6 protein-coding genes are annotated in these 11,674 nt (G+C 38.2%); all 6 read left to right on the top strand.

Translation table 11 applies throughout. From position 1 onward, the window contains the following. Window positions 1-199: 199 nt before the first annotated feature. The 6 genes from ACVWYG_RS09870 to ACVWYG_RS09895 all read left to right on the top strand — a co-directional run bounded on the left by ACVWYG_RS09870 (window position 200) and on the right by ACVWYG_RS09895 (window position 10,966). Window positions 200-397: a hypothetical protein gene (locus ACVWYG_RS09870; protein WP_457270042.1), complete on the top strand. Its 198-nt coding sequence runs from the start codon at window positions 200-202 to the stop codon at window positions 395-397. A 366-nt stretch (window positions 398-763) separates the two neighbouring features. After that, entirely contained in the window at window positions 764-2,002 is a 1,239-nt protein-coding gene (locus ACVWYG_RS09875) for an SIR2 family protein (protein WP_457270044.1), read from the top strand. A gap of 3 nt (window positions 2,003-2,005) precedes the next feature. Next, a complete protein-coding gene (locus ACVWYG_RS09880; protein ID WP_457270046.1) occupies window positions 2,006-3,535 on the top strand; it encodes an ATP-binding protein in 1,530 nt (509 codons plus the stop codon). Between the two features lie 297 nt (window positions 3,536-3,832). Beyond that, complete coding sequence (locus ACVWYG_RS09885; RefSeq protein WP_457270048.1) at window positions 3,833-5,680, top strand: DNA methyltransferase; 1,848 nt, start codon at window positions 3,833-3,835, stop codon at window positions 5,678-5,680. A gap of 4 nt (window positions 5,681-5,684) precedes the next feature. Further along, window positions 5,685-7,709, top strand: coding sequence for an N-6 DNA methylase (locus ACVWYG_RS09890; protein ID WP_457270049.1), 2,025 nt, complete (start codon window positions 5,685-5,687; stop codon window positions 7,707-7,709). Beyond that, window positions 7,709-10,966 (top strand): N-6 DNA methylase, encoded by a 3,258-nt coding sequence (locus ACVWYG_RS09895; RefSeq protein ID WP_457270051.1) that lies wholly within the window; start codon window positions 7,709-7,711, stop codon window positions 10,964-10,966. Before ACVWYG_RS09890 ends, ACVWYG_RS09895 begins: the two co-directional genes overlap by 1 nt. The last annotated feature ends 708 nt before the right edge of the window (window positions 10,967-11,674 follow it).

The following is an 11,674-nucleotide window of genomic DNA, read 5'->3' on the forward strand; positions in this document are numbered from 1 at the left end:
TGTGCCTATGGAGGACTTACGATGGAGATTTTGGAGCACGAGATCAGTTGATTCGGAAAACCCGAGGCAATTCATTTCGGCTGAAATTAACCACCTTAAATTGATAATATTGAGATGATTATAAAAATAATTGTAATTATTTTAGTTGGTCAATCCGCCACGTAATTAGCTGGTCAATGCTTCAGTAATTTCCATTGTAATGGCTCCAGATAAGGAAACGTTGCATAACCTGCAAATAGGCAAACAGGATGAATTCTCTAGTCTATTTACCAATATGGTCGATAGGGTTTTAGAGTATTCCGTCACAAGTCCGACCCAACAGAAAGAAACTAAAAAAGGTAGCTTGTTTGGCGTTTACAATTGTGTAACGGGTTATTTTCAGAATGTGAAAAGCTAGAAGGATACAGAAACAAAATTCAAATCCATTATGACAGGCAATGTGTTGGGCAAGGTGCAAACTACATTTGATTTATGCGGGGATTTTGCAAAGGTGGGAGTGAATGCGCTTAATTAGGGGATGTTAAAATAGCAAAATGGGCACTAAGGACAGATTGTTCTTAGTGCCTTGCTATGCCAAAAATTTCGGGCGGCCCTTGCGGGCAATAAGTTATATCAAGATGAATCTAAGAACCATTTTAGTAGTCAATTTAATTGCTAATTTATCGATATTAGAATTCACTCATAATTCGATGCTTACCTCGCCGAGAACACATCTATTAAGTTACCGGTAATTTTTTATTACCTTCGAAAAGCTAGAAGAATTATGATCAACTACATTACAATAGAAGGAAAAGTACTTATCGCAGAACTTGACGATGCTAAATTAGGTGATGAGAAAGAAATTCAGGCTTTTTTCAAGGATGAAGAAAACATTCCTATTGGTAAACTTGCTAAATACTTTTTGAATGAAAATCTCAATTTTCTATGTGGTTCGGGAACTTCTGTAGCTATTGGTGGTAAAACCATCAACAAGGATGAAAACCCATTTGAAGCTATTGTCAAAGAACTGGAAGCCACAGGCTCTCCATCGGATTATGTTTTGCAACTGATCAAATTCTTTAAATCCAATGATCTTTTGGAAAAAAAGTTTGATAAAATCAATCAGGAATACCTATATTATTTGAACAATAAGGAGGATGCTGTAGCCGCCACACTAATTAAAAGCTATTTAAATAAAGCTTTGAAAGTATTCGTCGATAATTATGTCCCGTTTCCCATTGAATATGTAAAAGATAAACTCGCTGTGCATGAATTGTTTATCAATAAGATTATCAGTCGTAAAGAAACACTAAACAGGCCTAGAATATTTACGCCAAACTATGACCTAGCCTTTGAAAATGCCTGCGAAAAGATTGGAGCAAGTTATAACAATGGGTTTAGAGGTGTGCACATGAGGAAATTTGATCCTGACACATTTCATAATGAAACCTATATTAAACAAGATTCTGGAGACAAAGGAAAAAGGATAGCTACTTATTTAAATATATATAAGCTTCATGGGAGCATTTCTTGGCAGTATACAGATAGTATCAATGATCTTTATAATCTCAAAGAAATCCAAATATCCGACAGTTCGGAAAAGGACGAGTTTGAGTTCGAAAGCCTAATGATTTATCCAATTCAAACAAAAAAATCCTATTCTCTGGACTTGCCATATAGTGAGTTATTCCGGAATTTTTCTAAATGTCTTACTGAAACCCAAAATACGCTGGTTATCGTAGGTTATTCCTTTTTAGACGAACATGTCAACGATATTATCAGAACTGGTTTATACAACCCAAACTTATCACTAATAGTATACTCGTACTCTTTGATTACGAATACCAGCCCCCTCTTTCTGCAAACGCTCAAGGCTCGGAGTGGAAGTGACAGTCGAATCATCCTTTTCGAAGGCAATTTAGTAGGTGATTTCAGCAATGTGGTTAAGTATCTAATTCCTTTAAGTACATTTATACCGGCTAAAGACACGATTATTGAAACGTTAAAGGAACTTTCGAAATAGAATATGGCGTTTAAGATAGGAACTGTCTACCGGATTACGAACCGTTATCTGGAAATAATTCATGATAAAGATATCTTTTCAAAGCCAGTGTCTTCTGGTAACGGTCTTCATATTGTAGGCATGCTCAATGGATACGTTTCAATACCTTTATACAATTCCCAAAATGCAATCGGAATTATATTTGAACAACATGAACCTTCAAAAGAGCGAGAGGCCTTGTTCGCTCCAAAGATAGATCTTATCATTTCCAAAATCAGATTGATTGGAACCTTTAATCCTTCAAGCAATTCGTTTAAAAGAGGAATTGACTTTTTTCCTACTTTGGAGGCGGACGTGTTTACCGTTGACGAAAAACAACTAGAGGCTATCTATAATTCCACTATAAAACCAAATACTGCCGCACTACAACTCGGGCAAGATATTTATTTCGATCAAGTAAAAATCAATGCTGATCCAAATGTTTTGTTTGGAAAACATTGCGCAATATTTGGCAATACAGGAAGTGGCAAGTCATGTACCGTAACCTCAATTCTACAAGGAGTCTATCGGAATAGTGGCCGCCTGCATAATGTGACAAATAAAAAACTAAAAACCATCATCATAGATTCTAATGAGGAATACTCGGACATCTTTAATGAACCCCTAGACCCAGGTGCTGGGAGACCATCTTGGGTTATACTCAAAGACTACTCCGATATGGAACTTTCCCACAAAGATTTAAGCTTCTATGAGATCACGGAACTCTTAAAAGAAGATTCACCCAACGTGATACCCTATCTTAAAGAGGCAGTTTTAAAGCTAAAAAAATCATCGAATGCTGACCATAAAGTATATTATGAATTTTCAGAATTGCAGATAGAAATAGAGGCAGCAGTACCATTAAAGAATGGCAAAAAAGACGAATTTACTATAGGATTTCTAAAACATGTCATCAAGCGCATCAAACATTATTGTTCAGACGAACGTTTTGATGCGGTATTCAATAAACAGGGCAATAGCATAGAGGACTTCCTTAATTCTCCTACAAAGCAGGTGCTGATTTTATCCTTGCGTGTGTCAAATGATATCCTTGCATTGCTTGTGTATATGATTAGTAAAAGTATTTTTAACTTCAAGACAACAGCAGGCAATCGTCAGAAAGATAATATTCTTTTGGTACTAGAAGAGGCGCATCGGTATATTTCTACATCCAGTACGGATCAAATTAACAACTACTATATCGATAAGCTGGCACGCGAAGGGCGTAAATTTGGAGTGAATTTGATGGTCTCAACACAAAGGCCATCTGAAGTTTCTAATACAGTGATTTCGCAATGCAATTCACTTATCGTGCATAAAATAACCAACAGCCGAGATTTGGAATTTATACGAAATACCATTGAGTATGACGACAAAAGCCAGATTGATTTACTAACCAGCCTTAAGCAACAGCAGGCCTTAGTCTTAGGAGAAGCGTTTGCCTTTTCTTCTTTAATCAAAATTGCAGATGCGGATCCGTTGCCGCAAAGTGAAACACCGAAAATTTTCACTTGAGCTTCTCCTACTTGATTGAAACCCCAAACGTAGAGCAAATAAGTCAATTATTTATTAATTTTTACAAGTGCACTGATTAATAATTACTTGGAAGACAGTAAGCTTAACTATTTTTTTTACTAATTTTATTAGCGTATACTTGTCTGGGAATTCAGCGGAGAAGAGGTTAAAGATACTTAACCGCTATGCTAATGAAGCGTAATATTTTAACTTCGGCTAAAATTAGCTTGAAATTTAAATTGCTACTGGGCTTGAAAATTCTGAAATTGCATAAACTTATATTTTTAATAGAAAACCTTGAAGGGACATATAGCAAAACATAAAATTGCCGAACTTAAACAACTCTATCTTGCTCCTTTACCGTCCAGTCGCACTGGTGCGCTTTATAATGCTTTTTCCTACCCGACGAAGATATCCCCGGAAGCCATTGGTATTTTCATAGCTTGTCATACTGAAGTGGGCGCTACAGTACTTGATCCTTTTGCGGGGAGTGGCACAACGGGGCTTGGAGCAAAATTGGCACACAAACCTACGCAGTATATGATTGATACGGCGAAAGCTTTAAAACTTAATCCAAAATGGGGTAAAAGGAAAGCTTTTTTGTACGAACTCAGTACTTTAGGTGCATTTGTTTCTGAAACCATGTCAACTCCTCCGGAAACGTCAGAATTTGAAAACGCAGCCTTAGAACTCATCCATCAAACTGAAGCGGAGTTGAATAATATTTATGCAATTAAAGACAATGCGGGTGGGCAAGGTATAATTAGGCATGTGATCTGGTCAGATGTATTGAGCTGCCCGCAGTGCAGGGAAGAAATTACATTTTGGTCAGCTGTGGTAAGACAAGAGCCATTAAGCCTTGCACAGGATTTCATTTGTCCTCATTGCGGTTTTGCTGATGATATAGGTAAAATTAAACGTGCCACTGAGACTGTATGGGATGAAGTACTGCAACAAAGTCATGAACAGAAAAAAAGAGTTCCGGTTAAAGTGTATGGGAAGACGGATAAAAAAACATGGAGTAGACTGATTACCGAGAACGAAAAAAAGGATATCAAGTCTCTTCTAACGGCATTTCCTCTAAATAGTTTCCCTAAGCATGAAATACGTTGGGGAGTTTTACACCGTGCGGGCTACCATCATGGTATTACACACCTTCATCATTTTTATACAAAACGAAATGCACAGGTGTTTTCTGTGTTATGGAAGAACATTGAAACATTTCCACCCTCTCTTCAATCAGCCTTGAAGTTGTTGCTTTTAAGCTATAACTCGTCCCATGCGACGCTTATGACTCGAGTAGTTGTTAAAAAAAATAGTACAGATTTTGTCATTACAGGCTCGCAATCCGGTGTGTTATATGTTAGCGGCTTACCTATAGAAAAAAATATTTTTGAAGGTCTGCGCAGAAAGATCAAAACATTTAAGCAGGCATTTGACCTAATGCACAATAGCGCAAGTCAGGTAGAGGTAATAAATGCAAGCAGCACTAAACTTAACCTCGCAGATGAGTCAGTCGACTATATTTTTACCGATCCGCCATTCGGAGACTATATCCCTTATTCAGAAATCAATCAGCTAAATGAATTTTGGCTGGGTAGGCTGACTGACCAACATAATGAAGCAATTGTGAACAAAGCCCAGGAAAAAGGAATTACTGAATACCACACCATAATGCAGGCTGTATTTTCTGAGATGCAAAGAGTATTAAAGTCTAAAGGTTCATTAAGTCTTGTCTTTCACTCTGCGCAAGCAGAGATTTGGCGAGCATTAATTGATGCTTATCAAAAGGCAGGCTTCCAGGTCATCACATCAAGCATTTTGGATAAAATACAAAATAGCTTTAAACAGACGAACTCTACTGTAAAAGTACAGGGAGATCCCTTGTTGCTTTTGACCAAGTCAACTGCTTCGGATAAAGTACTTTCAAAAGATGATCTCAGTGAAAAAGCATTGATAAGAGAACTGATTGGTAGCGCATTTATGAATAGTGAAAACTTGGAAGAACAAAAACCTGAACGACTGTACTCAAGGTATATTAATGCTTGCCTAACACGCGGGAATCCAGTTTGGCTGGACGCGGTAGAATTTTACAAGCTGATAAAGGATGAACTTCCAAGATTACAATTCACGCTTCAAACATAGTTTATTGAAGATCGATCAAATAATGCAGACAGGTAAAAAAGAACTTGGTCAATTCTTTTCCGGAAAAAGGGTGGGTAGGATGCTTGCCTATCTGACGAGACAAAATGCAAAAGATATCATAGACCCGATGTGCGGGACTGGAGATTTGTTGCTTGCTTGTGCTGAGACTATTGTTTCCGCAAAAACGATGACTGGTGTAGAAATAGATCATCTAGTATACGAGCAGGCAAACAAAAGGACAAAAGGTATTAAATCTTCTATGCTAATTCAGGGTAATGCGTTCGCTCGTTCCATGCTAAAGAAATTCTCACCCAATGGCTATGATTTGGTGATTACCAACCCTCCATATGTTCGCCATCAAGAGATTAAAAAGTCAAACCTGACCGATGCACTTGCAATGGATGACATCAGGATAAACTTAATCAGTGAACTGGAGCATTTTAATACACTTAGCGTAGAGGATAAAGAAGAGTTCCGCATTATTATCTCGAGTTATTCTGGGTTGTCAGATTTAGCAGTTCCCTCTTGGATATTATGCGCTATGCTCGTAAAAGAGTCAGGGCAAATCGCATTGGTAGTTCCTGAAACCTGGTTGAGCAGGGATTATGCAAGCATTATTAAGTACATTCTACTGAAGTGGTTTAAAATAGACTATATTGTAGAAGACGCAAATGCTTCATGGTTCAAGCCTACACAGGTAAAAACAACTTTGCTTGTCGCTACAAGAATTAAAAAACGCAATTCGATTTTATCTTGGACAAAAGAAAGCTTTAGCAGTTCTCTTGTCTATAAGACGTCAATGAACGATCACAGTTTAGTTGGAAAAGTTTACCCCGATGCGGTTGCGAGTGAGATTGCTTTTGTTAAAGCTATTACCAACGGCCAACAGTTCCCTGAATTCTTTGAATCTAAACATACATTTATAAAGGATTTCGCAACAGATTTGTTGTTTGCAGCTCAAAACTATAGATGGTATAAACTACTTGAAAACACAAAAAATGAGACTCCATCCGTGACGGGAAATATTAAGCGGTCTTCTTATCTCAGGCAATGGCATCAGTATTCAAAAGTATCTTTCTTTACGTTACAGGAATTGGGGGTTGAAATCGGGCAAGGTCTTAGAACTGGTGCGAACAACTTTTTTTACTTATCATATAACGCTGAACTGAACGAACAAATCTTAATCGCTCCCAGGGAGGAATACAACATGCAGGCTTTTCAGGCACATTCGCGGTATTTCAGTCCTGTTCTCAGACGACAATCTGATCTAAAGGACAATTTCTGTGTGCACCTTAGCGATTTAAATCATGTTGCATTATCTTTGCAACATTATATTTTACCAGAAGATTTTCAGCATTTACCAAATGACCAGGCTTTCTCATTTTCATATGAACAAGTTCCGCGTGAGCTTGCTCGATATATAAAGAAAGGCGCAGAAATGCGCAACGGTGGAGGCAATGATGATCCACTCTTTCCAGAGCTTAGCGCCGTTAAAACTAATGTCCGAAAGTGGAACAGTAAAAGGCCAAGTGAAAAGCCAAGATTTTGGTATATGCTTCCTGAATTTAAAGCGAGACATAAAGGGTCTTTAGTAATTCCACGAGTTAACTCTTCTGAACCAAAAACTAGGATTAATATAGACAACGTCCTAATAGACGCTAATTTTTCAACTTTATGGATTGTTAAAGAAAGTAACAAATATAGCCAGCATTCGCTTTTAGCTTTATTAAATAGCACATGGGCTATTGTTTCAATGGAACTGTATGGGACGGTAATGGGCGGTGGAGCCCTAAAACTAGAGGCCACGCAACTCAAAAAAATTCCTTTTCCGTCCCTCAGTGATCAACAACTTTCCTCATTGCATCTAATTGGCAAAAAGCTTAGTCAGGCAAAGGACAAGCCAACCAAACTAATTAATAAGATTGATTCTATAATTTTGGAAAGTTTTGAATTTGGAAATCAACAATCCGAGAAACTAAAAGAACTGTCGAACATTAAAGCAAACTTGCTTAAAAAACGGATTAAATAATGGAGGCTACTCAAGTAAACTTAAAAGCCGCCAGGCTCTGTCTTCAGGAAAGCAATTCTCTGATTAATGCCGGAAAAAACGAACAAGTGGTAAGGGATAGTTTCACCTCGCATTTAAGACAGGTATTTACAGAAGCACCAAATTGGATACTTCGCCACATTCAGGGTAGTGAAGCTGCTGTAAAAATTGCGAAGAATGGTAGTAGTAGCACAGGATTTGTTGACAATTTAGTAGATCTCACAGCTATTGAGTACGAAGGAGATTTAAGGAATTCCAGTAAATACCGTCAAGGTCATTTGCAAGTGAAAGATTATTGCGCAAGTTTGTTTAATGCTGGCAACGATCCAGATTTGATCATTGGTATATTATCTGACACAATACGGTGGTATGCATACCAGATAGATGTTTCTGCTCTGAATGGAGAAGTCTGTAGCAGGGAAAACATTGTGCTGATCGAACTCGAGCATATTGATTGTTCAGGTGCTACAAAAAAGGATGCATTGGATTTGATACGATTTCTGGTAAAATATCTAGCTCGTATCGGCGCAAGGCCGGTTACTGCAAACTCTATTGCTAAGGATCTTGGTTTTGAAAATCGCTTTAGTCGTACACATGTGCTTGCCTTATCGGGGATTATTTCTTCCGCTTTTGAAGATAACCCAAAATATGCGAACCTCATCTCGGAACTCTGGTGCAATTTTGTAAGCTATCTAAGGGAGGAAGGTCAGTCTGATACTTTTGACTTGACTACATATGTGGACGAATACTACATCCTTACATTAGGTAAATTATTGTGCGCCAATTATCTGGAAAACAAGGCGCTTAATTCTGACGATGCCGAGCTTTCCAGTATCATTAATGGATCCTTCTTTGAAAATAGAGGTCTGCTGAATTTCGTTGAGTATGACTATTTCGGATGGATTAATGCCACTCCAAACATCGAAGTAATCCTTCCGATTGCTAGAAGCATGCAGCAAGATTTAATGGCTTATGATTTCCGCTCTAACCCAGTCGAAGACCTCTTTGGGGAACTAATGGCTCAATTGGCTAATCGTTCACAAAGATTGCTACTTGGACAGGAATGGACACCCGGTTGGTTATCCCAAAAAATTGTAGAGCAGGTAGTTTCGAGTCTTGAGTCTGCTGTTCCTATTCAATTTATCGATATGTGCTGTGGATCCGGATCAATGATTGTGGAAACTATAAAAATTGCAAAAGAAAGGATAATAGCAAACAATGCCGATTTAAGTAAAGAAGCCAAGCTACATTTATTGAACCAATGCATTACTGGTTTTGATATTGATCCACTTGCAGTGATGCTATCTAAAATCAACTGGGTTCTTGCCGCACTAGACTGGATCGCACCTCTAGGTACCCATCAGATCTCCATACCAGTCTACCATGCAGATTCCCTATTTGCAATTACGCCAATCTCTAATAGTGGCAATGACGATCAGGCAAACGTGTATTTACTAAAAATAGCTGAGTATGCGATAGACTTGCCCCAGTATCTTATCAGCCCCGAATACCGCTCTTTTTTTGACAACCTAATCGATTATTGTTACCGATTGGTGCGTTCAGCGGAAGGTCAACCTAGTTTAATTATTGATCTTTCAGACCTCACCTCACAAGTGCTCTCTATTCAAGTAGAGGTTGGTGTTGATCTTGATGGCGAGCAGATTATTGAAGTTACTGAATTTCTGAATGCCCTGATGGAGAAAATAGATCTTCTTAGCAGAGACGGAAGAAATGGGATTTGGTCATATATCTTAAGGAATAGTTTTAGACCGGGCTTGGTATTGGGCCAGTTCAATGGCCTTGTATCTAATCCACCTTGGCTTGCACTAAGTAAAGTTGCGCACAACCCATATCAGACAATACTCAAGAAGAAGGCTGATAATTTTGGTATTAAGCCACCGGGTTCTTCTCATTTGCATATTGAACTCGCTACAATATTCTTACTTCACGCTATTCAACAATACTTGGTTGATGGTGCGCAGATAGGTTGTATTGTACCGGAGACTTTACTAAATGGGCATCATCACAATCCTTTCCGAAAGATGGCTTTTTCTACGGCCAGTTCCGCTGTAGCATTTGACATCGATGAAATTTGGAAAGTGCAGGAACACGTGTTTAAAAATAATGCAATTGTACTATTTGGCGTAAAGGAATCACCGGATTTAAGTTCAGCAGATCCCATTTCTGGAAAAGTTGTTTATCAGATAATACCTTCAAAAAACATTACTTTTTATAAAAATACGCAAGGCAACAGAACTGCATGGAGCGAGCAAGCCATTGCCGATGATGGCTCCGGATTCTATAACCCGGCTTCATTCCGACAAGGCGCAGATATCATGCCTAGAAGTCTACTTTTTTATGAGGTAAGTGCAGGACTAAATATCAATCAGGTAGCGATAAAATCTATTAATCCCACAACCAGCCCAATTGCGTTCACCGTAAAAGATGCTAAAAAGCACCAAGGATTTTCTTTAGCTCCACGAATGGTTCCTAAAGAATTCATTTTCGATGTGGTGACTTCCAATCTGCTCACCGCATTTGATGTTGCACCACTGCAAAAAGCCTTGCTACCTATTAAAAAGAACATCAATAATGTCTGGGAAGTTCTTTCAAATACAGCAATTGTAGGTAAGGGGCCTGGTGTCGCGAATACTTTGAGCGCTATTGCGAAGACTATTGATCCTTTAAGAGGTGATGCTAGTACAATATTTTCTCTTGTTAATGTGAGAGGTAAGCTGAGCCAACAAATTCTTCCTCCTACAGGGTTTATTGTAATGACTGGTGCCGGGGGTGGAAAAGTATGCGCTGGATTTCTTGACCTTGGACAAGTAGACGCTAAGCGATTAATTTTAGATCAAACTGTATATTTTGCTTATGTTTCTACTCTTGATGAAACGATTTATTTGACAGGTCTGCTCAACAGCGAAGCCATCAATGAGATCATAGAAGAGTTTCAGCCACGCGGGGCTTTTGGAAAAAGGCATGTACACAAACTCCCATTTGGAGTAACCCCACCTTTTGATTCAGCTCAAGCTGCCCACCAGGACGTAGTTGCGAAAACAAAAATACTAATTGGCCAATATGAGGTAATAAAAAAAGGTGATGCAGAAATAATACTGGACCTTAATCCCAACTCAAGTACCTTAAGCAGACGTCGAAAAAGGATTGGGCAACGTATCAAAACACTCTCAGCTTACGATGAATATGAAGCCGCGTGCAGAGCACTTTATGGACTCTGAGTCAATGCTTTGGAGCAATTTTATGATGTGTAATGAAATTGTTGTTTCCGGTAGTTCAAAGCCTGCTGAATAAATCATACAGTCAGAAATGCGATGATGCTAGTTAAAGCAGATGATGATTTCATCGAGAGTCTTTGTCGATAGTACCTTATTAAACAAGATACGTTTTGACGGCTAAAATATGATTTTACTTTTAATCTAAATTTGATCAGATGTTGTTAAATATTACAATAAAAAAGACGGGTGTATAATATGCTATTTTTAAAAGTTAAAACGTCTAAAAAAGAAGTCGTTAAAAGTATAATAATGACATATTATGCCCGTAAGGGCCGGCCGAAAATTTTAAGGGTTTTAGAGGCTAATGCATAATAACTATTGCAATCAATCCTAAGACAATACAGAGCACCCCAAAAAAATTAAGTAGTTTTTCTATTATCGAAATCATCAATGCCTTTAAATAGCTAGAATAGATTTGCAATCCTGTAATGTTTCTGCGGTCAAATCTGCGTTTTCCAATTTGATAGCGAATGAATACACCTATTAACAAAAATAAAATACCATTCGAATTATTGTAACTCTCCATAACACTTAAAATGAAAATGGGGGATTTCTCCCAATGTCATTAAGTTAAGGAACCCCTCAGCATAAAGCCCCCTCTAAATCTCCAGAGAACGGAGACTTTAGCTTCGCACTTTTTTCAAGTCCTCC

It is taken from the genome of Pedobacter sp. UYEF25 (assembly GCF_054061655.1).

Bases quoted from the DNA above. Each gene is read 5' to 3' on its own strand.
- ACVWYG_RS09870 (WP_457270042.1), top strand. From the start codon at position 200: ATGGCTCCAGATAAGGAAACGTTGCATAACCTGCAAATAGGCAAACAG.
- ACVWYG_RS09875 (WP_457270044.1), top strand. From the start codon at position 764: ATGATCAACTACATTACAATAGAAGGAAAAGTACTTATCGCAGAACTT.
- ACVWYG_RS09880 (WP_457270046.1), top strand. From the start codon at position 2,006: ATGGCGTTTAAGATAGGAACTGTCTACCGGATTACGAACCGTTATCTG.
- ACVWYG_RS09895 (WP_457270051.1), top strand. From the start codon at position 7,709: ATGGAGGCTACTCAAGTAAACTTAAAAGCCGCCAGGCTCTGTCTTCAG.